Origin of the sequence: Shimia fortis, from assembly GCF_040225985.1 — a bacterium.
Lineage (GTDB): Bacteria > Pseudomonadota > Alphaproteobacteria > Rhodobacterales > Rhodobacteraceae > Shimia.
This window is the reverse complement of record NZ_JBBPEU010000002.1, coordinates 26,290-47,558: the sequence shown is the minus strand read 5'-3', so window position 1 is coordinate 47,558 and position 21,269 is coordinate 26,290. Positions and strand designations below refer to the sequence as shown.

Genomic DNA, 21,269 nt, shown 5'->3' with positions numbered 1-21,269 from the left:
ATGGCGACCATGTTGTTGTCGGCTGCCGGGGCAGCCATTGGCGGGTCCATCGGGGGCACTGTTGCCGGATTGTCGTCGGTCGCTCTTGGGCGGCTGGCGGGGGCCACGTTGGGGCGGGCCATCGACCAGCGTATCCTCGGGCAGGGCGGCGAGGTCGTGGAAAGTGGCCGCGTGGAACGTTTTCGCCTGTCCAGTGCCGCCGAAGGCACCGCCATTCCGCGCGTCTTTGGACGGATGCGGGTGGCCGGTCAGGTGATCTGGGCCACGCGGTTCAAGGAAAGCGTCACGCGTCGTGGCGGTGGCAAGGGCATGGCCCCCCAGCCGGAGGTTGCGGAATACAGCTACTCCGTGTCGATCGCGCTGGCCCTGTGTGAGGGGGTGATTTCGCATGTGGGCCGGGTCTGGGCCGACGGGCAAGAAGTATCGCCAGAAGACTTGAACATGCGGGTCTACAAGGGCAGCGAGGACCAGATGCCCGATGCGCTGATGGAGGCGGTCGAAGGCGCTGGCAAGGTGCCGGCCTATCGCGGCACGGCCTATGTGGTCATGGAAGATCTGCCGCTGGCCCAGTTCGGAAACCGGGTGCCGCAGTTTTCCTTTGAGGTCAGCAAGCCCGCGCAGCGCACCCAGACCGATGCCGAGTGGGAGCCGACCCATGCCGTGCGCGGTGTTGCGCTGATCCCCGGCACGGGGGAATACGCCCTTGGCACTACACCCGTACATTACGGCAAAGGACCGGCCAGCACCGCCGTGGCGAATGAAAACACCCCTGCGGGCATCACCGACTTTTCAAGCTCTTTCAAAGCGTTGGAGAACGAACTTCCGAATTGTGACGCGGTTTCCCTCGTAGTCAGCTGGTTCGGAAGTGATCTGCGCTGTGGCGCTTGCGAGGTGCAGCCCAAAGTCCTGCAAGATGAACACGATGGGCGCAAGGCGCCCTGGCGTGTGGCAGGGGCAACCCGTGCGCAGGCAGGCGCGGTGCCCCGCCAGAATGACCGCCCCGTCTATGGCGGCACGCCGTCAGATGCGTCGGTGATCGAGGCGATCCGGCACATGAATGACGCGGGCAAGGACGTGATGTTCTATCCCTTCATCCTAATGGAGCAGCTTCCCGGAAACGGCCTGCCTGACCTATGGAGCGACGCGGTCGACCAGCCGGTTCTGCCCTGGCGCGGGCGGATCACGCTGGACAAGGCGCCGGGGCAGGCGGGCACGACCGACCAGACAGGTGCAGCCCTTGCCGAGGTCGAGGCGTTTTTTGGCAGCGCTTCTGCCGCCGATTTTGCGGTTTCGGACGGCAAGGTGACCTATTCCGGCCCGCAAGACTGGCGGTATCGCCGGTTTATCCTGCATTACGCGGCGCTGTGTGCGGCGGCGGGCGGGGTATCGTCGTTCTGTATCGGATCCGAGATGCGCAGCCTGACCCAGGTCCGCGACGGGCGGACCAGTTTCCCGGCCGTGGCCGCGCTGCGGGATCTGGCCGCCGAGGTGCGTGCGATCCTAGGGCCGGACACGAAAATCGGCTATGCCGCCGATTGGAGCGAATATTTCGGCTATCACCCGCAGGACGGGACGGGCGATGTGCTGTTCCATCTCGATCCGCTTTGGTCGGATGACAATATCGACTTTATCGGTATCGACAATTACATGCCGCTGTCCGACTGGCGTGACGGGGATGCGCATGCCGATGCCGAATGGGGCAGTCTTTACAATCCCGACTACCTGCGGGCCAATGTGGCCGGCGGCGAAGGATATGACTGGTACTATTCTTCGGCCGAGGCCCGCGATGCCCAGCGGCGCAGCCCGATCACAGATGGCGCGCATGGCGAGCCTTGGGTTTTTCGTTACAAGGACATCGCGAACTGGTGGCGCAACGATCACCATGACCGGATTGACGGGGTACGGCAGGCTGGGGCGACGGGCTGGGTGCCGCAATCCAAACCGGTCTGGTTCACCGAACTTGGCTGTGCTGCGGTCGACAAGGGCACCAACCAGCCCAACAAGTTTCTGGACCCTAAATCCTCGGAGTCGGCCTTGCCCCATTATTCCAACGGGCAGCGGGATGATTTTATCCAGCAACAGTATCTGCGCGCCATGCTCAGCTATTGGGAGGCATCCGAGAACAACCCGATTTCCGAGGAATATGACGGGCCCATGGTCGACATGTCACGTGCCCATGTGTGGGCTTGGGACGCGCGACCCTATCCGTTTTTCCCGAACCTGTCCCAGCTTTGGGACGATGGGGAAAACTATGCGCGTGGGCATTGGTTGAATGGGCGGTCCACCTCGCGGCCCCTGGCGTCGGTCGTGCGTGAAATCTGTGATCGCGCCGGGGTGACGCAGTATGATGTGAGCGGTCTTTACGGCGTGGTGCGTGGCTTTGTCCTCAGCCAGACGGCGGATGCGCGGGCGGCGTTGCAGCCACTCATGTTACGCTATGGGTTTGATGCGGTCGAACGGGACGGCCAGTTGCAGTTCCGGATGCGCAAACACGCGGATATCTTCGATGTCGATCCTGAAATATTGTGCGATACAAATGCGTTACACGGGGGTATTGAATATACCCGCGAGGCCGAAGCTGAGATTTCCGGCCGTGTGCAGCTGAGTTTCATACAGGCGGATGCGGATTTCGAGGTGATCTCGGAAGAGGCGTCCCTGCCGGGCGAAAAAAACGTTAGCCTTGCCATCACCGATCTGGCCCTGTCGATGAGCCGGGCCGAGGGGCGCCAAACTGCCGAACGCTGGCTAATCGAGGAACGCGTCGCGCGTGACGGCGTGCGCCTGTGTCTGCCGCCATCGGAAATCACGATTGGGGCCGGAGATGTGCTGTCACTGCCGTCCGAGAGTGACTCGGCGCGCAACCTTTATCGCGTGGATCGTCTGGAACAGGGGCCTTACCTGATCGCCGAGGCAGTACGTATCGATCCGTCGGTGTACCAGCCGTCGGACCTAGCCGAGGATCTTTTGACCCTGAAACCCTTTGCTGCGCCGACACCGGTGCAGCCGCTATTCATGGATCTGCCGCTGTTGACCGGCGACGAGGTGCCCCATGCACCCTATCTGGCGGTGACGGCAAGTCCATGGCCGGGCAGCGTGGGCGTTTACGATTCCGCAATTGATTCCGATTATCGTCTGAATAAGGTTGTGTCGTCCCGCGCCACGGTTGGCGTCACAGAAACACCGCTCAGGAGGGCGGCAAGCGGTATCTGGGATATGGGTGCGCCTTTGCAGGTGCGTCTTGTGTCCGGCGCCTTGGAAAGTGTGTCGCCGGCTGCGGTGTTGGGGGGTGCCAACCTTGCCGCGATCGGGGATGGCTCGCCCGATGGCTGGGAAGTGTTCCAGTTCGCTCAGGCCGAGCTTGTGGACGCGCAAACATGGCACTTGGGCCAAAGACTGCGGGGGCAGGGTGGCACGGATGCGTTCATGCCGGATGTCTGGCCTGCGGGGTCGTGGTTTGTCTTGCTGTCCACCGGTGTGGAGCAGATTGATCTTGCAGCGTCGCAACGCAATCTTGCACGCCATTTCCGAATTGGGCCTGCACGCCGGGGCTATGATGATCCGAGCTACGAGCATCAGGTACACGCCTTTGCCGGCAATGGCCTGCGCCCCTATGCCCCGTGCCATCTGCGGGCAGAACCGAACGGGACGGGCGGGGTTGACCTGAACTGGATCCGGCGCACGCGGATGGATGGCGACAGCTGGGATCTGCCCGAGGTACCGCTCAATGAAGAGCAGGAGTCCTATTCCCTGCGTGTGCTGCGCGGCGGCCAGTTGCTTCGGGAAGCGGTGCTAAACGTGCCCTTTTGGACCTACACTTCCACCCAGATCGCGGCGGATGGGGCGTCGGGCGGTATCACGGTGCAGGTGGCGCAGAACTCGGCGCGCTACGGGCCGGGTGCCTGGGCAGAGATTGCGCTGCAGGTCTAGGTCATGCGTAGGGTCATGCACGGGGATGTTGTGGCGGTGGCGCGGGTTTTGCTGACCTGCGCCCCACCGGTCCGGCAAGGGCTATGTCGGACGCTGATCGAAAAGGCCGACGCGGCGCATCGGTTTTTCAAGCGCAAGGGCCGCGCGCATCCGCTCTGGGGCGACGGGTCGCTGATGGTGCTGGCGCATTGTTATCCGATGCGGCCCGAACCGGGGTTCAGCGATACCGATTATTGCACCTGTATGGAGATGGTGCTCAGCGAACTTGTCGCGTGGCGCACCGCCCGCCAGATCACCCGGCGGCACAGCTGATACAGCGCAGGGCGGCGGGATCGAATTCCAGCCGCTTTAGTGCAATTTCTTCGCCACAATCCTCGCAATAACCGAAATCTTCGGTGTTGATCCGTGCCAGTGCAGCTTCCAGTGCCTTCGCCAGCGCATCGCGACGTGTTTGGTTGGCCTTGGCCATCGCCTGCGATTGCAGTGCGTCCATCCGGCTTAGCCGTCCGACCGCCTGCTGATCGAGTGTCACAACCGCCTGTGCCTCTTGCCCCAGTCTGTTTTCCTCGGTCAACGCGGCCAGTTTTTCAAGGATCACCGCGCGCAAATGTAATTTGTCTTTTTCATTCATGGCCGTGATCCTGACGTTCATCTCTTTGAATTTGTGTCCCCTGCATTATGTAGTGTACCCTGACATCAGCAAAGGACGGAAAAACCATGGCTGAAACGCGCGCACATATCACCGAGATCGATCCGGTCTGGCAACGCATCACCACCGAAGCCGAAGAGGCGGTCCGGCAAGAACCCCTGATGGGCGGGTTGGTGCATGCCTGCGTTCTGCACCACAAATCCATTGAGCGCGCGCTGAGTTACCGCTTTGCCGCCAAGCTGTCGTCGAACGAGATGTCGATGGTGATCCTGCGGGAAATCGCGGACGAGGCCTTTGCGGCCGATGCCAGCCTTGCAAAAGCGGCGCGCGCCGATCTTATGGCCGTGCTGGAACGCGATCCGGCCTGTCACCGCCTGTTGCAGCCGATTCTGTATTTCAAAGGGTTCCAGGCGATCCAGGCTTATCGCATCGCGAATTGGCTCTGGCGTCAGGGGCGGACCGATCTGGCCTATTTCATCCAGATGCGCACCTCAGAGATTTTCGGGATCGACATTCATCCCGGTGCAAAAATCGGACGCGGGATCATGATCGACCATGCCCATTCGATCGTGATCGGCGAGACCGCCGTGGTGGGCGACAACGTGTCGATGTTGCATTCCGTGACACTTGGCGGCACCGGCAAGGAAGAAGAGGACCGGCATCCGAAAATTGGCGATGGAGTCTTGATCGGGGCCGGGGCCAAGGTGCTTGGCAATATCAAGGTCGGCCATTGCAGTCGTATCGCCGCTGGATCTGTCGTATTGCAGGACGTGCCGCCCTGTTCCACCGTGGCAGGGGTGCCGGCCAAGATCGTGGGCGAGGCGGGCTGCGATCAGCCGTCGGTCGAGATGGACCAGCTTCTCAAGCACTGAACCGCTTCAATCCTCATATGAAAAAAGCGCCGCAAGATGTTGCAGCGCTTTGTTTTTTCATAGGGATCATACCAGCATGGTCATCGGGTTTTCCAGCAGATCAACAATGTGCTTGAGCAGTTCCGCCCCCAGCGCACCGTCGATCACGCGGTGATCCACAGACAATGTGACGGACATGACCGTCGCCACCTCAAGCGCACCGTCCTTGCCGACGACGGGTTTCTTGACCCCGGCCCCGACGGCCAGAATGGCGCCATGGGGCGGGTTGATCACGGCGTCGAAATTGTCGATCCCGAACATGCCGAGGTTTGAAATGGCAAAGCTGCCGCCCTGGTATTCGTGCGGCGCGAGCTTGCGGTCACGGGCGCGGGTGGCAAGGTCTTTCATCTCGGCGCTTAGCGCAGAGAGAGATTTTGTCTCGGCATCTTTCAGAACCGGCGTAAACAGACCGCCTTCGATCGCCACGGCCACGGCCACGTCCGAGGGTTTCAGCTTGAGCATCCGGTCCCCCGCCCAGACCGCGTTGGCATCGGGCACAGCCTGAAGCGCAAGGGCACAGGCCTTGATGATGAAATCATTGACCGACAGCTTCACGCCACGGCTTTCCAACTGGGCATTCAGGTCACCCCGGAATTTCAAAAGCGCGTCCAGACGGATGTCGCGCCGCAGATAGAAATGCGGGATGGTTTGCTTGGCCTCGGTCAGGCGCGCAGCGATGGTTTTGCGCATCCCGTCAAGCGACACTTCTTCATAGTCGCGCCCTTCATACATGCGCGCCACACTGGCGGCATCGGCGCTTTGCGGCAGGGCTGCCGGGGCGGCAGGGGCCTGCGTCGCAGGGGCGGCGCTGTCGGTTTTGGGGGCGGGTTTGGCGGCGGTCCCGCCTGCAATGGCCGCTTCGACATCCTTTTTCACGATCCGCCCACGCGGGCCGGTGCCGGAGATGCTGCCCAGATCAACACCCGCATCGGCGGCGATCCGGCGCGCAAGGGGCGAGGCAAAGACACGTTCACCGCTTGCCGAAACGGGCGCCACGGGCGCTGCAGCAGGGGCGGGTTGGGGTGCGGAGCCGGAGTCCGGCGCGGGGCTTTCCTCTTTGGCCATGCTGGCAGGTGTAGCGGCCGCAACATCCCCGGCGTCCTCGCCGTCTTCCAGCAAGAGCGCGATCACCGTGTTTACCTTGACCGCCTCGGTGCCTTCGGCCACCAGGATTGGGCCCATGATGCCCTCGTCCACGGCTTCGAATTCCATCGTCGCCTTGTCGGTTTCGATCTCGGCAATCACGTCGCCGGATTGGACTTCGTCGCCCTCTTTGACCAGCCACTTGGCCAGGGTGCCTTCCTCCATGGTTGGCGACAGGGCAGGCATGAGAATTTCTACTGGCATTGTCCTGTCTCCTTACCGATAGGTGACGTCTTTGACGGCGGCGATCACCTCGTCGGTGGTCACCAGCGCCATTTTCTCGAGATTGGCGGCATAGGGCATCGGCACGTCCTTGCCCGTGCAGTTGATCACCGGCGCATCAAGGTAGTCAAAGGCGCGCTGCATGATCGTCGCAGACAGGTGATTGCCAATGGATCCGACCGGCCAGCCTTCCTCGACCGTTACGCAGCGGTTGGTTTTCATGACCGAGTTGATCACCGTGTCATAATCAATCGGGCGCAGGGTGCGCAGGTCGATCACCTCGGCGCTGATCCCATCTTCTTCAAGCTTTTCAGCGGCTTCCAGTGCATATTGCATCCCGATGCCAAAGCTGACGATGGTCACGTCCGAGCCTTCCCGCCAGATCTTGGCCTTACCGAAGGGGATGGTGAAGTCCTTCATCGCGGGTACATCGAAAGACCGACCATAGAGGATTTCATTCTCAAGGAAGATCACCGGATTGGGATCGCGGATCGCCGATTTCAGAAGGCCTTTCGCATCGGCGGCGGAATAGGGCATCACCACTTTCAGTCCCGGAATCTGCGCATACCATGCGGCGTAATCCTGAGAGTGTTGCGCGCCCACGCGGGCGGCAGCCCCGTTCGGGCCGCGGAACACCATGGGGGCGCCCATCTGGCCGCCGGACATATAGAGCGTCTTGGCGGCGGAATTGATAATCTGGTCAATGGCTTGCATGGCGAAGTTGAACGTCATGAACTCGACAATCGGCTTCAATCCACCAAAGGCCGCACCCACTGCGATTCCGGCAAAGCCGTGTTCGGTGATCGGGGTGTCGATCACCCGTTTCGATCCGAATTCATCCAGCAAGCCCTGGCTGACCTTGTAGGCGCCCTGGTATTCGGCGACCTCTTCGCCCATCAGGTAGACGTCTTCGTCCTCGCGCATTTCCTCGGCCATGGCATCGCGCAGCGCTTCGCGCACGGTCTGTTGTTTCATCGGGGTGCCTTCGGGCCAGTCCGGTGTCAGATCCGCCGGGGCCGCGGTTTCGGGCGCGGCGGGGGCAGCGGCCTGTGCGGGGGCCGACGGGGCATCACTGGCTGCGGCGGGTGCAGAGGCAGCAGGGGCTTCACCCGCCTCTTCGCCTTCTTCCAGAAGGGTAGCGATCGCGGTGTTGACCTGCACGTTCTCGGTGCCTTCGGGCACAAGGATATGCCCGATCACACCATCATCAACCGCCTCGAACTCCATGGTGGCCTTGTCGGTTTCGATCTCGGCGATAATGTCGCCAGAGGACACGCTGTCCCCTTCTTTCACCAGCCATTTGGCCAGTTTGCCTTCTTCCATCGTGGGCGACAGGGCGGGCATCAGGATTTCGGTTGCCATCTCTCAAATCTCCTCTGTCAAATCACGCATAGATATCTGTCCACAGCTCTTCGGCTGCGGGCAGGGGGCTTTCCTTGGCAAAGTCGGCGCTGGCGCTGACGATGGCCTTGATGTCCTTGTCGATCGCCTTGAGATCGTCCTCGGTCGCGTGTTTGCCTTCGATCAGCATATGGCGCACATGTTCGATTGCGTCGCGTTCCGAGCGCATTTTCTGCACCTCTTCGCGGGTACGGTACTTTGCCGGGTCCGACATGGAATGGCCGCGATAGCGATAGGTCTTTACCTCGAGGATGTAGGGCCCTTTGCCCTTGCGGCAGTGCGCGACGGCGCGTTCGCCGGCATCTTTGACGGCCAGCACGTCCATGCCGTCCACGGCTTCGCCCGGGATGCCGAAGCTTTCGCCACGGGTATAGATATCGGGGGTCGAAGTTGAACGTTGCTGCGCCGTGCCCATGGCGTACTGATTGTTTTCAATGACAAAAATCACCGGCAAATCCCAGAGCGCGGCCATGTTGAAGGTCTCGTAAACCTGGCCCTGGTTGGCGGCGCCATCGCCGAAATAGGTAAAGGTCACGCGACCGTTGCCCTTGTATTTGTCTGCGAATGCCAGCCCGGCACCCAGCGGCACCTGCGCACCCACGATGCCGTGGCCGCCGTAGAAATGTTTCTCTTTCGAGAACATGTGCATCGAGCCGCCCTTGCCCTTGGAATAGCCGCCCGCGCGGCCCGTCAGTTCGGCCATGACGCCGTTCGGGTCCATCCCGCAGGCCAGCATGTGCCCGTGATCGCGATAGGACGTGATGCGCTTGTCGCCTTCCTCGGCGGCGGCCTCAAGGCCGACCACCACGGCCTCTTGCCCGATATAGAGGTGGCAGAACCCCCCGATGAGCCCCATGCCGTAAAGCTGGCCCGCCTTCTCCTCGAAACGGCGGATCAATAGCATGTCGCGGTAATATTGCTTGAGTTCGTCGCCCGACACATTGGTCTTGGCGGCAGGTTTCTTGGCAGCCATCCAGAGCCTCCCAGCAGATGGAACAAATGCACCGTCATGGGGCCGGACCCTAGGGGGAAAAGGGAGCATCCCTTGAAAAAGCCCATGAGGCCGACCCGCCCCGGAGCATTTTAGTTTAGTATTAAACAATATGTTAACGCATTCCGTGAGAGCGTGCGAGGGGAAAGTTCTGATTTTTTTTCGACGGTTCAGTCTGCGCCATGCCACGTGTTTTTCTTGCCAAAGGCAGGCGGCGGCCCCACCATTCCCCCGATAACTGCCCGTTTTTGGTCTGTGAGAGGAACATCCCATGCCCCGAATGCCTGCCTGTCTGGCGTCTGTCGCCCTTATCTCGGCCCTGTCCGGACCTGCCCTTGCGCAAGAAATGGCTGATACGATTTATCTAGGTGGGCCAGTTCTGACGATGAATGACGCCGCGCCGCGTGCCGAGGCGGTTGCCGTGCAGGACGGGCGCATTCTGGCGGTCGGGTCCGAGGCCGAGATCATGGGCCTGAAAGATACAAACACCAAAACGGTGGATCTTGACGGACGCGCCCTGTTGCCGGGATTCGTCGACAGCCACGGCCACGTGATCCTTGGCGGGCTTCAGGCGCTTTCGGCAAACCTCTTGGCGCCGCCAGATGGCGAGGCGCGCGACATCGCAGGGGTGCAGAAGGCGTTGCGCGACTGGATGGCGGATCAAGAGACCAAGGGCCAAAGCGTGACGATGGTGATCGGCTTTGGGTATGACGAAAGCCAGCTGGCCGAACAGCGCGCGCCCACCCGCGACGACCTTGATGCCGTGTCCGCCGAACTGCCGGTCTATATCGTGCACCAGTCGGGCCATTTCGGCGTGGGCAACAGTCGCGCGCTGGAACTGGCCGGGCTGACCGCCGACAGCATGGACCCGCCGGGCGGCGTGATCCGGCGGCAAGAGGACGGCAAGACCCCGAACGGCGTGCTGGAAGAGAACGCGCATTTCATGGCACTTGGGGCGATGCTGGGCGATTTGGGGGAAAACGGGTTCAAGACCTTTGCCCGCGCCGGCAGCGCGCTGTGGGCGCGGTTCGGTTATACCACGGCGCAGGAAGGGCGCGCCTCGCCGGGGTTGCTGGCGGTGGCGCAATCTGTGGCGGCCGATGGCGGGCTGCTGAATGATGTGGTGATTTATCCCGACGTGCTGATCGACCGCGACAGCATCAAGGCCACCGCCTCGCGCACGTACGACAACGGGGTGCGGGTCGGTGGGGCCAAGCTGACCATCGACGGCTCGCCGCAGGGGTTCACGGCGTGGCGCGACCGGCCCTATTATGATCCCATCGGGAATTTCCCGCCCGCCTATGCCGGCTATCCCGCAGCCACCAACGAACAGGTGATTGATGCCGTGGATTGGGCGTTCGAGAACGGCATCCAGATCCTGACCCATTCCAATGGCGAGGCCGCGTCGGACCTTTTGATTGCCGCGATTGATGCAGCCACGCGCAAACATGGCGCGGCGGACCGGCGCGCGGTGCTGATCCACGGCCAGTTCCTGCGCGAGGATCAGGTCGCCGATTTCCATCGGTTGGACGTGTTCCCGTCGCTGTTCCCGATGCACACGTTTTACTGGGGGGATTGGCACCGGGATCGCACGGTGGGGCCGGTGCTGGGCGATGACATCTCTCCGACGGGCTGGGTGATGCAGCGGGGCATGAAATTCGGCACGCACCATGACGCGCCGGTGGCCTTTCCCGACAGCATGCGCGTGCTGGATGCAACTGTGACGCGGCGCTCGCGCTCAGGTGACATCATCGGCCCCAGTCACCGCGTCGACGTGATGACCGCACTCAAGGCGATGACCCTGTGGCCTGCGTGGCAGCATTTCGAAGAAGATCGCAAAGGGTCGATCGAGGTGGGCAAGCTGGCGGATTTCGTGATCCTGTCGGACGACCCGACCGCCGTGAATCCAGAAGAGATCGACCGGATTTCGGTCGAAAAGACAATCAAGGAAGATCGCGTTGTCTATGATTCCGGCGCCGAGGACACAAGCGCGCCCGCAGCGTTGAGACACGCGGGCTATGTGCCGGTCGGCCCGCACGCGGCGCACCATCTGATTGCGTTGGCAAGCCAGGCCAGCCGCACGGCGTCGGAAAAATAACGGGGGGGATCAGCGGATGACCATCTCGTCCGAGCGGATCAGGCCCAGCACGTCACGGGCCTGCTGGTCCAGAAGGTCAAGGTCAAGATAGGTGTCCGAAAGGCGCTGGGTCAGGTTCTCCATGCGGGCCACCTCGGCCTGCAACACGGCCAGTTCGGCGGCCAGATCCTGTTTCTGCGCCTCGATTTCCACACGGCGGAACAAGCCGTAATCGCCCTGAACCGCGGCAAAGGTGAAATAGGAGGAAAGCGCAAAGGCAATCGCGAAAAACGCGAACACGCCAAGTGCCGGACGGGATTTCTGTGTCGTCATGTCTGCCTCAAACTGCACCCGTTTGCCGGATGTCTGCGGGCACTATGCCACAGGCGGCGGGGCCTGTGAATCAAAAAATCATGCGCGCGGCGCAGGTGGTTGTGACGCAACGGTGTTCTGGCGCAATGGGAAATTCCGCGCTTACCCTGTCGCCATGAGGGAGAGGAGATTTCATCATGACACAGCCACAGGCGACGCGTGATCTTGGCACGCACGAGGTCAGCAACCAACCCGAGTTTCGCACCTCCTGCGATTACTGGGCGGATGATCTGCCGCTGCGCGAGGCCGCGCTGGCCGCAGGGGCGCGAGGGGATCATCTGGCGCGATCAGGCGCGCGGCTGGGTGGGTCCGACATGCAGGAGGCGGCGGCGGATGCGCGCCGTGATCTGCCACGTCTGAAACTGTTTGACCGGGGCGGGCGGCGACTGGACGAGGTCGCCTTTCATCCCGGTTATCATCAGGTGATGCAGGCCGGTCTGGAAGAAGGCTATGCCGCCGTCGCCTGGGACGGGCAGCCGGGCGGGCACGCGACCCACGCCGCGCTGGTTTACATGCAGATGCAACTGGAACCGGGCGCGGGCTGTCCGATGACCATGACCTATGCCGCCGTGCCTGCGCTGCGGCACGATCCGGCGCTTTTTGACCAGTGGGCGCCCAAACTGGCCTCGGGGCTTTATGATCCCGCGACGCGCCCCATCTGGGAAAAACAGGGCGCGACGCTGGGCATGGCCATGACCGAGAAACAGGGCGGGTCCGACGTGCGCGCCAACACCACGCGGGCGGTGCGCGACGGCGACCAGTATCGCCTGACCGGACACAAGTGGTTCTGCTCGGCCCCGATGTGCGACGGGTTCCTGACATTGGCGCAGGCCGAGGGCGGGTTGACCTGTTTCCTCGTGCCGCGCTGGCTCGAGGGCGACCGCAACGGCATCCGCCTGCAACGGCTCAAGGACAAGCTGGGCAATCAGGCAAATGCCAGTTCCGAAATCGAATACCACAACGCGCTGGCCTATCGGCTGGGCGAGGAAGGGGCCGGAGTGCGCACGATCATCGAGATGGTGCATCACACGCGGTTGGATACCGCGATTGCACCTGCCGCCCTGATGCGCGCGGCATTGGCCGAGGCGCATCATTGGGTCAGCCACCGCAACGCGTTTCAGCGCCGCCTGATCGACCAGCCCCTGATGCGCACCGTACTGGCCGATCTGGCGCTGGATTGGGAGGGCGCGCTGGCGGTGGCGATGTATCTGGCCCGCGCCTTTGACCGCGACGACGATGCATCGCGCGCGCTGGCCCGGATCGGCGTGGCGCTGGCCAAGTACCTGTCGAACAAGCGCTGTATCTCCGTGGTGGGCGAGGCGATGGAGGTGCTCGGCGGCATGGGCTATGTCGAGGACACGCCGATGCCGATGTATTACCGCGAGGCGCCGCTCAACTCGATCTGGGAAGGATCGGGGAATGTGATCTGTCTGGATATTCTGCGCACGCTCGCGCGCGAGCCCCGCGCCGCCGAGGCGCTGGATCTGGTGCTGGACGGCGCGCGCGGACAGGACCGGCGCTATGACGCCGCGCTGGCCGACCATCGCGCCCGGTGGCCTGCCATCCCGCCCGAGGCCGAGGCGCGCTGGTTTGCGGAAAGCCTTGCGTCCCTGATGACCACGGCCGCCCTGATGGAAACCGCGCCCGCCGCCGTGGTGGACGGGTTCGTGACCAGCCGGATTGCTGCGCAACGCGGCTTTGCGCCGGGTGCAATTGCAGGGCTCGACACCGACACTATATTAGGTCGACTAGCTTGAAACGCCGCTTTGGCGGCGAGATTTGCAACAGTTTGGACAAGGAGATTTCCATGACGGACAAAGCGACGAGCCTTGAAAACCTGCAAAAGGCCCTTTCGATGGAGCTGACCGCAGCGAACCAGTACCTTCTGCACGCCCATGTGCTCGAGGATTGGGGGCTTGACCTGCTGGCGGCCAAGATGCGCGAGGAAATGCAGGAAGAACTGGGCCATGCCGGGCTGTTCATCGAACGTATCCTTTTCCTGGGCGGGGACCCGATCCTGACGCCTGAAAAGACCCCACAACGCGCGCAATCGCTTAAAGACATGTTCGAGGCCGACCGCGCTGATGAAAAAGACGCGATTGCCTTTTACACATCGGCCGCTCGCGCGGCCTATGAGGGCGATGATATCGGCAGCCGCAAACTGTTCGAGAGTATCGCGCTGGATGAGGAAGGGCACTGGGGCTGGCTGGACCTGCAGCTTGACCTTCTGGACCGCATGGGGGAGCCGGCGTTTATCTCGAAATACATGAGCATCGATTCGGAAGCATAAGATATAAAAGAAAAACTCCCGCCGGGGGCGATCCGGCGGGAGTGTAGGGGGCAAGTGGCGTTCGAAGGGGGGACTTTACGAACGCCGGGCTGCAGGCTGTTGGCCCTTGGCACGCTTGCGGTGCAGGGCGCTGCCCCCATCGGGACCGTCATCATCTTCGTTCAGCGCGTCGAACAGTTCGTCGATGTTGCGACTTTGGAACAGGCGGCTGGCGGTCATAAGATCATCAAGACGCATCATGCCAGACCACCTTTCCGAGCCAGCGCATGCCCCGCGAGTGGCTTCACGTTCTTGAGCAGGCTTTCATAGTGACGCAACTGGTCGCGCAGCACGAGACGTCGGGCCTTAAGCCAGCGCAGCTTGGCATGGTCGGGGGCCGGGCGGGTGTGCTCCTGCATGATCTCCGAGTCGAGCTTGCGATGCCGCTTGCGTAGCGACGTCACATGCGACGAAAGAGATGCGGCACGCTGGAGTAGTCTGTTGGACATGGTTTGGCCTCCTGTTCTTGTATGATCCAAACGGCGTTTTTCACCGTTGTCATCAACATGGGGTTGAAAAGAGATAAGTGAATGCAAAACTTCCATTAAGTACGATAGGAAAATCCAATACGTGATATGCGCCGATGAGTGATGCCCAACCGACCCTGAAACAGCTGCGTTATTTCGTGGCGCTGGCCCATGGCGGGCAATACCGGCGCGCGGCGGAACAGCTGGATCTGAGCCAGCCCTCGCTGAGCCAGCAGATCGCCGCGCTGGAATCGGTGCTGGGCCTCAAACTGGTGGAACGGGGGCGGCGGGGCGTGATCCTGACCCCTGCAGGGCGCGAGGTGTTGGCGCAGGCGCAGTCGATCCTTGACGGGGTCGAACGCCTGATGGGATCAACCCAGACCTTGCAGGAAGGCATTTCCGGCACGCTGCGCCTGGGGTCCACCTCGACCATCGGGCCCTATGTGCTGCCCCGGTTCCTGCGCCATTTGCATGCCGAACATCCCGACCTGAAACTGGTGGTGCGGGACGGCCCGCCGCGTGACCTTTTGGACGAACTGGCCAGCGGCGTGCATGACGTGGTGATTTCAGAGGTGCCGGTGCGGGCCGAGGATTTCCAGTCAGTGCCGCTCTATCGCGAACCGTTGTTGCTGGCCGTGGCGCGTGATCACCGGCTGGCGGGGCAGGCGCTGGTCACGGTCGAGGATCTGGCGGACGAGGATTTGCTGGCGCTGGGGTCGGCCTATGCGCTGCGCGCGCAGGTGGCCCGTCTGGGTGCGGCGTCGGGGGCACGTCTGCGCGACGACTACGAAGGCACCAGCCTTGATGCACTGCGCCAGATGGTGTCGATGAATATGGGGGTGACGCTGTTGCCGTCGCTTTATATCCGCTCAGAAGTGCCGGGCGATGGCGGCGACGTGGCGGTGGTGCCGGTCAAGGGCGGGCTTTATCGCACGGTCGGCCTGATCTGGCGGCGGACCACGGGCAAACCCGCGTTGTTGGAACGGTTCCGCGAGATCGCGGAAACCGTCATTTCAGAGGTCTTCAAAGACCGTGTGCAACCGATGCGGCGTTAGCCCGCGACCGAGGCGTCATAGATCGTTTTGATCGTGCCCGCGATGGCCGCGTTGAACGCGTCGTCGGACTGTTGGGCCGACAGGCCTTCGGTCAGGGCGCGGCTGAACGAGGCGATGACGCCAGTATTCTTGGACAGGCGGTCATTGGCTTCTTCGCGCGAATAGCCGCCCGACAGCGCCACGACACGCATCACGCGCGGGTGGTCAACCAGCGGCTTGTAGTGGTTGGCGGTCTCCGGCAGGGTCAGCTTCAGCATGATCTGCTGATCGGCGGGCAGGGCGTCGAGCTGTTTGGTGATCTCAGCCAGCAGGATGTCTTCGGCTTCGGCCTTGTCGGCGATCGAGATGGTCACCTCGGGCTCGATGATCGGCACAAGGCCGTGACCCAGGATCTGTTTGCCTACTTCGAACTGTTGCGCAACGATGGCGGCGATGCCTTCCGCGTTGGCCGCGTTGATGACCGAGCGCATCTTGGTGCCGAAAATCCCGGCCTTGACCGCACGTTCACACAGCGCGTCGAGATCCGGCATCGGCTTCATCAGCTGCACGCCGTTTTCCTCGTCGGCCAGACCTTTGTCGACCTTCAGGAACGGCACGACGCCACGCTCTTCCCACATGTAGGTGGCGGTGGGCTTGCCGTCGATTTCTCGGTCCATGGTCATTTCGAACAGGATCGCGCCGATCACCTGATCACCGGTAAAGGCCGGAGCCTTGGCAATGCGCGAGCGCATGGCGTGGATCATGTCGAACATTTCTTCTTCGCCGTTATAGGCGTCTTCTTCGACGCCATAGAGGCGCAGCGCCTTGGGAGTCGACCCGCCGCTCTGGTCAAGGGCGGCGATAAAGCCTGCGCCAGAGGTCATCTTGTCGATTTGTGCTTGATTGGACATGTCGTGTTCCGCCCTTGTAAATGTCAGTTTCCGCAGCTGCATAATGAATGCGCTCCGCTTCTAGGCCAGCGGGGCGCGCGTTGCAATCGTGGTGGCGCTAACGAACGGTCGGACCGTCCGAATTTCGCGCAACCGTCACGTTTATTGGTCAAGCGCCGCCACGCCGGGCAGAACCTTGCCTTCCATCCATTCAAGGAAGGCGCCGCCTGCGGTCGAGATATAGGTGAAATCGCCCGCCGCGCCCGAGGCGTTCAGTGCCGACACCGTGTCGCCGCCACCGGCGACCGAGATCAGCTGACCCGCGCGGGTCAGGGCCGCCGCCTTGAGCGCCGCCGCATTGGTGGCCGCGTCAAACGGTTCTTTCTCGAAGGCACCGAGCGGGCCGTTCCAGATCAGGGTCTTGCTGTTTTTCAAGACCTCGGTAATCGCAGTCACGCTTTCGGGACCGGCATCAAGGATCATCGAATCCGACGGGCAGGCATCCAGCGCGACGGTTTCATGTGCGGTGTTGGCCTCGAATTTCTTGGCGACGACGATATCGACGGGCAGAACGATGTTGCAGCCGTTGGTTTCGGCCTTGGCCATGATCTCGTTCGCGGTATCGACCATCAGGCGCTCGGCCAGCGAGATGCCGATGTCATAGCCCTTGGCGGCAAGAAAAGTGTTCGCCATGCCGCCACCGATGACGAGGTTGTCGACCTTCTCGATGAGGTTCGACAAGAGTTCAAGCTTGGTCGAGACCTTGGCGCCGCCGACAACGGCGGTGACCGGGCGGACCGGCTTGCCCAGGGCACTTTCGAGCGCGGTCAGTTCGGCCTGCATCAGGCGCCCGGCACAAGCGGGCAGCAGACGCGCCAGACCTTCGGTCGAGCTGTGCGCGCGGTGGGCGGCGGAAAAGGCGTCGTTGCAATAGACATCGCCCAGCTTGGCCATGCCCGCGGCAAGGTCGGGGTCGTTTTTGGTTTCGCCCGCGTGAAAACGGGTGTTTTCCAGCAGCAGCACATGGCCCGGTTGCAGGGTCTCGGCGGCCATCTCGGCTTCGGTGCCAACACAATCGGCGGCGAACTTGACCGGCGCTTCAAAGGCGCGTTCCAGCGTCGGGATCAACTGTTTCAGCGACAGATTCTCGCGGCGTTCGCCCCCGGGGCGGCCGAAATGGGCCAGCAGGATCGGGCGACCGCCAGCCCCGAGGATATGTTTCACGGTCGGCGTGATGCGGCGGATACGGGTCGAGTCGGTCACGATGCCGTCCAGCATCGGCACGTTGATGTCGACGCGCGTCAACACGCGCTTGCCGTTCAAATCCATCTCGTCGAGTGTTTTCCAGCCCATTTTCCAACTCCGAAACTAAAATCCGTTGCCGCGTTCCTTATAGGAAACCGCCCACAGGTCAATGGGGCGACTTGGCATTCCGGTCGCGCATGATTAACTGTGGCGCAAAGAGAAAACAGGAGACCCCCCATGGCCGAGATCAAAGATCCCGAAAACACCATCCTGATGGAGCTGAAAGACGGCACCGTCACCATCGAACTGATGCCCGAGATTGCCCCCGGCCATTGCGAGCGCATGAAAGAACTGGCGCGTTCGGGACAGTATGACAATGTCTGCTTTCACCGCGTGATCGACGGCTTCATGGCCCAGACCGGCGACGTGGCCAATGGCGACATGGAAGACAACTTCAACCTGGGTCGCGCCGGTACCGGTGGATCGGACCTGCCGAACCTCAAGGCTGAGTTTTCGCGCATCCCCCATGATCGCGGCACCCTGGGTGCGGCCCGTTCCGCGATGCCCGACTCGGCCAACTCGCAGTTTTTCATCAACTTCAAGGACAACCACTTCCTCAACGGTCAGTATACCGTCTATGGACGTGTGATCGAAGGCATGGAGCATGTCGATGCCATCACCCGCGGCGAGCCGCCCGCGAACCCCGACCGCATGATCAGCGTGAAAGTGGCTGCCGATGTCGACGCTTAAACTTGCCGCGGCATTCGCCGTGTTGGCTGCGCCTGCGCTGGCCACCAACCTCGAAATCCAGATCGAGGGCGAAGGGGCCAATGGTACCGTCGTCATCGACCTGTTTGAAGATGTCGCACCACAGCACGTCGCGCGTATCACCTCGCTGGCGGAATCCGGGCAATACAACGACGTGGTGTTTCACCGCGTGATCGAAGGTTTCATGGCCCAGACCGGCGACGTGCAGTTCGGCAAGATGGGGCAGGACATGCGCTATGCCGGCCGTGGTGGCTCGGACATGGGCGACCTGCCGGCCGAATTTTCGGACATCAACTATGACCGCGGCATCGTGGGCATGGCGCGGTCTCAGGATCCGAACTCGGCCAATTCGCAGTTCTTCATCATGTTCGCCGAAGGCAGCTTCCTGAACGGGCAATACACCGTTGTGGGCAAGGTGACCGACGGTATGGATGTGGTTGACCAGATCAAGCGCGGCCACAGCCGCACCGGCGCCGTTACAGGCCAACCTGACCGCATGGTGTCGGTGAAAGTGACCGAATAACTGGTCACCACCGGTCAACAAGACGTGAGGGGGGCTAGGCGGCCCCCCTTTTTTTGCGCGACGCTGGATGTGTTCTGAAGGAGCGCGCCGATGACCCGCACGAGAGTGATCCTGAGCCTTGTTCTTGGCCTGTGGGCTGGGATATCCGCAGCCGATCCGACCTTTTGGAAACACGAATGGCCGCAGACGGATTTCACGCGCACATCGGTGGACAACTGGGTCGAGATCCTCTCTGGCGGCCCGCCCAAGGATGGCATTCCGGCGCTGGATGCCCCGAAGTTTATTCCGGCCACAGAGGAAACGCGCATCGGCGGCAGTGAACCCGTGGTCACGGTGGCGTTTGACGGCGCGCCCGCGCGGGCCTATCCGCTGCGGTACCTGACATGGCACGAGATCGTGAACGACACGGTGGGCGGTGTGCCGATCGCGGTCACATTCTGCCCCTTGTGCAATTCGGCCATGACGTTTGACCGCAGGGTGCAGGGCAGGGTGCTCAGCTTTGGTGTGTCCGGCAAGCTGCGTCATTCGGACATGGTGATGTATGACCGAGAAACCCAGAGCTGGTGGCAACAGGCCATCGGCGAAGGCATCGTGGGCGAGATGACCGGTGTCACCCTGCGCCAGCTGCCCACGTGGCTGGACAGCTGGGACCAGTTCCGCGCGCGCCATCCAGACGGGCTGGTGATGGCGGAACCCGCCTTTAACCGGCGCTACGGGGTCAACCCTTATGAAAACTACGACCGTTCGAAACGGCCCTTCCTCTATAGCGGCGATCCACCCCCGCATGGCATTCCGGCACTGGCGCGGGTCGTGCGCGTCGGTGACAGGGCGTGGCCCCTGGACAGGGTGCGCGCGGCGGGGGCGCTGCGCGAAGCAGGGGTGGCGATCGACTGGCGGCCCGGCCAGGCTTCGGCGCTGGACAGCGCGCGCATTGCCGAGGGGCGCGATGTGGGGTCGATCCGCGTGCGTGACGGGCAGGGGCGCGATCTGCCGCATGACGTCATGTTTGCCTTTGCCTTTCACGCCTTCTGGCCCGAGGGCACATGGATGCTGGGGGATGCGACCAAACGTTGACGTATCGGCAATTTGCAATTCTGCGGTTTTGGCCGTAAGCGTGGGGTCAACGGGATGACACAGAAAACCGACAGAAGAAAAACCCTATATGAAAACCTTGAAAACCACCGAAGAGCTTGCCCAGTTTTGCGATCTGGCACGGGGCAAGCCCTATGTGACGATTGACACCGAATTCCTGCGCGAACGGACCTATTATTCGAAACTCTGCCTGATCCAGATGGCGGTGCCGGATCATGACGGCGACGACGCGGTTCTGGTGGATCCGCTGGTGGACGGGTTGTCGATGGAACCGCTCTATGACCTGTTTCGTGACAAAAACGTGGTCAAGGTATTCCACGCGGCGCGGCAGGATCTCGAGATCTTTTTCCACGAGGCGGGCGTGTTCCCGGACCCATTGTTCGACACGCAGGTTGCGGCCATGGTCTGTGGCTTTGGCGAACAGGTCGGCTATGAAACGCTGGTGCGCAAGATCGCCAAGCAAAGCCTTGATAAGTCAAGCCGTTTTACCGATTGGTCCCGCCGTCCCCTGACCGAGGCGCAACAGAAATACGCCATTGGCGACGTCACCCACCTGCGCCGGATTTACGAATTTCTGGCCGCCAAGCTGGCCGAGAATGGACGCGAACGCTGGGTGCAGGAAGAGTTGCAGATTCTGACCAACCCCGACACCTATACGATCAAGCCCTCGGATGCGTGGCAGCGGGTCAAGACGCGCACGACCACGCCAAAGTTCCTGGCCGTGGTGCGTGAACTGGCGCGGTTCCGCGAAGGCTATGCGCAAAGCCGCAACATTCCGCGCAACCGTGTGTTCAAGGATGACGCGCTGATCGAACTGGCCTCGACCAAGCCCAAGACCCAACAGGATCTGGGCCGGTCGCGCCTGTTGCTGCGCGAGGCCCGCAAGGGCGAAATCGCCGAAGGGATTCTGGCCGCGGTCGAGGCAGGGCTGGACTGTCCGGCCGAGGACATGCCGCGCGTCGACAAGAGCCGCGAGAAGCTGCAGGTCAACCCGGCGCTGGCCGATCTGTTGCGGGTGCTTCTGAAGGCCAAAACCGAAAGCTCGGGCGTGGCGTCCAAGCTCATCGCGAGTGCGGCCGATCTGGATGCGATTGCCGCCGGTCAGCGCGACCTGCCGGCGCTGCGGGGCTGGCGGAACGAGGTGTTCGGCGAAGATGCGTTGCGCCTGTGCAACGGAGAAATCGGCCTTGCCGCCAAGGGCAACGCCGTCACCACCGTCGCACTGTGA

General features: G+C 62.2%; 20 protein-coding genes. 11 read left to right on the top strand and 9 right to left on the bottom strand.

What is annotated here, in order from left to right; genetic code table 11:
- Together WNE31_RS03405 and WNE31_RS03400 are read left to right on the top strand one after the other, a co-directional pair.
- Positions 1-3,927, top strand: coding sequence for a baseplate multidomain protein megatron (locus WNE31_RS03405; protein ID WP_349978298.1), 3,927 nt, complete (start codon positions 1-3; stop codon positions 3,925-3,927).
- A 3-nt stretch (positions 3,928-3,930) separates the two neighbouring features.
- A complete protein-coding gene (locus tag WNE31_RS03400; protein WP_349978297.1) occupies positions 3,931-4,239 on the top strand; it encodes a DUF7742 family protein in 309 nt (102 codons plus the stop codon).
- On the opposite strand, the gene WNE31_RS03395 is transcribed toward WNE31_RS03400, so the two are convergent.
- Entirely contained in the window at positions 4,220-4,558 is a 339-nt protein-coding gene (locus tag WNE31_RS03395) for a TraR/DksA family transcriptional regulator (protein ID WP_349978296.1), read from the bottom strand. The genes WNE31_RS03400 and WNE31_RS03395 overlap by 20 nt on opposite strands.
- Positions 4,559-4,644: 86 nt before the next feature.
- Between WNE31_RS03395 and cysE the strand changes: the two genes are divergently transcribed.
- Complete coding sequence (gene cysE, locus WNE31_RS03390) at positions 4,645-5,448, top strand: serine O-acetyltransferase (protein ID WP_349978295.1); 804 nt, start codon at positions 4,645-4,647, stop codon at positions 5,446-5,448.
- A 66-nt stretch (positions 5,449-5,514) separates the two neighbouring features.
- On the opposite strand, the gene WNE31_RS03385 is transcribed toward cysE, so the two are convergent.
- From WNE31_RS03385 to pdhA, 3 genes are read right to left on the bottom strand one after another with little or no spacing between them, the layout of a single operon-like run.
- A complete protein-coding gene (locus WNE31_RS03385; protein WP_349978294.1) occupies positions 5,515-6,834 on the bottom strand; it encodes a pyruvate dehydrogenase complex dihydrolipoamide acetyltransferase in 1,320 nt (439 codons plus the stop codon).
- Between the two features lie 12 nt (positions 6,835-6,846).
- Positions 6,847-8,214 carry a pyruvate dehydrogenase complex E1 component subunit beta gene (locus WNE31_RS03380; RefSeq protein ID WP_349978293.1) on the bottom strand — a complete coding sequence of 456 codons (1,368 nt, stop codon included), beginning with the start codon at positions 8,212-8,214 and terminating at the stop codon, positions 6,847-6,849.
- 22 nt (positions 8,215-8,236) lie between these two features.
- The gene (pdhA, locus tag WNE31_RS03375; RefSeq protein ID WP_349978292.1) at positions 8,237-9,226 is read right to left on the bottom strand and encodes a pyruvate dehydrogenase (acetyl-transferring) E1 component subunit alpha; all 990 of its coding nucleotides are present in this window, start codon (positions 9,224-9,226) and stop codon (positions 8,237-8,239) included.
- A gap of 289 nt (positions 9,227-9,515) precedes the next feature.
- Between pdhA and WNE31_RS03370 the strand changes: the two genes are divergently transcribed.
- A complete protein-coding gene (locus WNE31_RS03370) occupies positions 9,516-11,342 on the top strand; it encodes an amidohydrolase (RefSeq protein WP_349978291.1) in 1,827 nt (608 codons plus the stop codon).
- Between the two features lie 9 nt (positions 11,343-11,351).
- Here the strand turns inward: WNE31_RS03370 and WNE31_RS03365 are convergent, their stop codons facing one another.
- Complete coding sequence (locus WNE31_RS03365; protein ID WP_349978290.1) at positions 11,352-11,654, bottom strand: FtsB family cell division protein; 303 nt, start codon at positions 11,652-11,654, stop codon at positions 11,352-11,354.
- A gap of 176 nt (positions 11,655-11,830) precedes the next feature.
- Between WNE31_RS03365 and WNE31_RS03360 the strand changes: the two genes are divergently transcribed.
- A complete protein-coding gene (locus WNE31_RS03360; RefSeq protein WP_349978289.1) occupies positions 11,831-13,450 on the top strand; it encodes an acyl-CoA dehydrogenase family protein in 1,620 nt (539 codons plus the stop codon).
- Between the two features lie 50 nt (positions 13,451-13,500).
- Complete coding sequence (locus tag WNE31_RS03355) at positions 13,501-13,983, top strand: bacterioferritin (protein WP_349978288.1); 483 nt, start codon at positions 13,501-13,503, stop codon at positions 13,981-13,983.
- Positions 13,984-14,058: 75 nt separating this feature from the next.
- On the opposite strand, the gene WNE31_RS03350 is transcribed toward WNE31_RS03355, so the two are convergent.
- Positions 14,059-14,223: a hypothetical protein gene (locus tag WNE31_RS03350; protein ID WP_349978287.1), complete on the bottom strand. Its 165-nt coding sequence runs from the start codon at positions 14,221-14,223 to the stop codon at positions 14,059-14,061.
- Entirely contained in the window at positions 14,220-14,471 is a 252-nt protein-coding gene (locus WNE31_RS03345) for a YdcH family protein (RefSeq protein WP_349978286.1), read from the bottom strand. The genes WNE31_RS03350 and WNE31_RS03345 overlap by 4 nt, the downstream gene beginning before the upstream one ends.
- Positions 14,472-14,605: 134 nt before the next feature.
- Here WNE31_RS03345 and WNE31_RS03340 point away from each other — a divergent pair, with 134 nt between their 5' ends.
- Entirely contained in the window at positions 14,606-15,544 is a 939-nt protein-coding gene (locus WNE31_RS03340) for a hydrogen peroxide-inducible genes activator (RefSeq protein ID WP_349978285.1), read from the top strand.
- Here the strand turns inward: WNE31_RS03340 and WNE31_RS03335 are convergent.
- Positions 15,541-16,434 (bottom strand): fructose bisphosphate aldolase, encoded by an 894-nt coding sequence (locus WNE31_RS03335; RefSeq protein WP_349978284.1) that lies wholly within the window; start codon positions 16,432-16,434, stop codon positions 15,541-15,543. The genes WNE31_RS03340 and WNE31_RS03335 overlap by 4 nt on opposite strands.
- A gap of 141 nt (positions 16,435-16,575) precedes the next feature.
- The gene (locus WNE31_RS03330; protein ID WP_349978283.1) at positions 16,576-17,766 is read right to left on the bottom strand and encodes a phosphoglycerate kinase; all 1,191 of its coding nucleotides are present in this window, start codon (positions 17,764-17,766) and stop codon (positions 16,576-16,578) included.
- Positions 17,767-17,895: 129 nt separating this feature from the next.
- Between WNE31_RS03330 and WNE31_RS03325 the strand changes: the two genes are divergently transcribed.
- The 4 genes from WNE31_RS03325 to rnd all read left to right on the top strand — a co-directional run bounded on the left by WNE31_RS03325 (position 17,896) and on the right by rnd (position 21,269).
- Positions 17,896-18,408 (top strand): peptidylprolyl isomerase, encoded by a 513-nt coding sequence (locus WNE31_RS03325; RefSeq protein ID WP_349978282.1) that lies wholly within the window; start codon positions 17,896-17,898, stop codon positions 18,406-18,408.
- Entirely contained in the window at positions 18,395-18,949 is a 555-nt protein-coding gene (locus WNE31_RS03320) for a peptidylprolyl isomerase (protein WP_349978281.1), read from the top strand. Before WNE31_RS03325 ends, WNE31_RS03320 begins: the two co-directional genes overlap by 14 nt.
- A gap of 90 nt (positions 18,950-19,039) precedes the next feature.
- On the top strand, positions 19,040-20,023 hold the full coding sequence (locus WNE31_RS03315) for a DUF3179 domain-containing protein (protein ID WP_349978280.1): 984 nt from the start codon (positions 19,040-19,042) through the stop codon (positions 20,021-20,023).
- Positions 20,024-20,111: 88 nt separating this feature from the next.
- Positions 20,112-21,269 carry a ribonuclease D gene (gene rnd, locus WNE31_RS03310; RefSeq protein ID WP_349978279.1) on the top strand — a complete coding sequence of 386 codons (1,158 nt, stop codon included), beginning with the start codon at positions 20,112-20,114 and terminating at the stop codon, positions 21,267-21,269.

What these genes read in the sequence shown, in the direction of transcription:
- WNE31_RS03405 (WP_349978298.1), top strand. Translation starts at nt 1, where the DNA reads ATGGCGACCATGTTGTTGTCGGCTGCCGGGGCAGCCATTGGCGGGTCC.
- WNE31_RS03400 (WP_349978297.1), top strand. Translation starts at nt 3,931, where the DNA reads ATGCGTAGGGTCATGCACGGGGATGTTGTGGCGGTGGCGCGGGTTTTG.
- WNE31_RS03395 (WP_349978296.1), bottom strand. Translation starts at nt 4,558, where the DNA reads ATGAATGAAAAAGACAAATTACATTTGCGCGCGGTGATCCTTGAAAAA.
- cysE (WP_349978295.1), top strand. Translation starts at nt 4,645, where the DNA reads ATGGCTGAAACGCGCGCACATATCACCGAGATCGATCCGGTCTGGCAA.
- WNE31_RS03385 (WP_349978294.1), bottom strand. Translation starts at nt 6,834, where the DNA reads ATGCCAGTAGAAATTCTCATGCCTGCCCTGTCGCCAACCATGGAGGAA.
- WNE31_RS03380 (WP_349978293.1), bottom strand. Translation starts at nt 8,214, where the DNA reads ATGGCAACCGAAATCCTGATGCCCGCCCTGTCGCCCACGATGGAAGAA.
- pdhA (WP_349978292.1), bottom strand. Translation starts at nt 9,226, where the DNA reads ATGGCTGCCAAGAAACCTGCCGCCAAGACCAATGTGTCGGGCGACGAA.
- WNE31_RS03370 (WP_349978291.1), top strand. Translation starts at nt 9,516, where the DNA reads ATGCCCCGAATGCCTGCCTGTCTGGCGTCTGTCGCCCTTATCTCGGCC.
- WNE31_RS03365 (WP_349978290.1), bottom strand. Translation starts at nt 11,654, where the DNA reads ATGACGACACAGAAATCCCGTCCGGCACTTGGCGTGTTCGCGTTTTTC.
- WNE31_RS03360 (WP_349978289.1), top strand. Translation starts at nt 11,831, where the DNA reads ATGACACAGCCACAGGCGACGCGTGATCTTGGCACGCACGAGGTCAGC.
- WNE31_RS03355 (WP_349978288.1), top strand. Translation starts at nt 13,501, where the DNA reads ATGACGGACAAAGCGACGAGCCTTGAAAACCTGCAAAAGGCCCTTTCG.
- WNE31_RS03350 (WP_349978287.1), bottom strand. Translation starts at nt 14,223, where the DNA reads ATGATGCGTCTTGATGATCTTATGACCGCCAGCCGCCTGTTCCAAAGT.
- WNE31_RS03345 (WP_349978286.1), bottom strand. Translation starts at nt 14,471, where the DNA reads ATGTCCAACAGACTACTCCAGCGTGCCGCATCTCTTTCGTCGCATGTG.
- WNE31_RS03340 (WP_349978285.1), top strand. Translation starts at nt 14,606, where the DNA reads ATGAGTGATGCCCAACCGACCCTGAAACAGCTGCGTTATTTCGTGGCG.
- WNE31_RS03335 (WP_349978284.1), bottom strand. Translation starts at nt 16,434, where the DNA reads ATGTCCAATCAAGCACAAATCGACAAGATGACCTCTGGCGCAGGCTTT.
- WNE31_RS03330 (WP_349978283.1), bottom strand. Translation starts at nt 17,766, where the DNA reads ATGGGCTGGAAAACACTCGACGAGATGGATTTGAACGGCAAGCGCGTG.
- WNE31_RS03325 (WP_349978282.1), top strand. Translation starts at nt 17,896, where the DNA reads ATGGCCGAGATCAAAGATCCCGAAAACACCATCCTGATGGAGCTGAAA.
- WNE31_RS03320 (WP_349978281.1), top strand. Translation starts at nt 18,395, where the DNA reads ATGTCGACGCTTAAACTTGCCGCGGCATTCGCCGTGTTGGCTGCGCCT.
- WNE31_RS03315 (WP_349978280.1), top strand. Translation starts at nt 19,040, where the DNA reads ATGACCCGCACGAGAGTGATCCTGAGCCTTGTTCTTGGCCTGTGGGCT.
- rnd (WP_349978279.1), top strand. Translation starts at nt 20,112, where the DNA reads ATGAAAACCTTGAAAACCACCGAAGAGCTTGCCCAGTTTTGCGATCTG.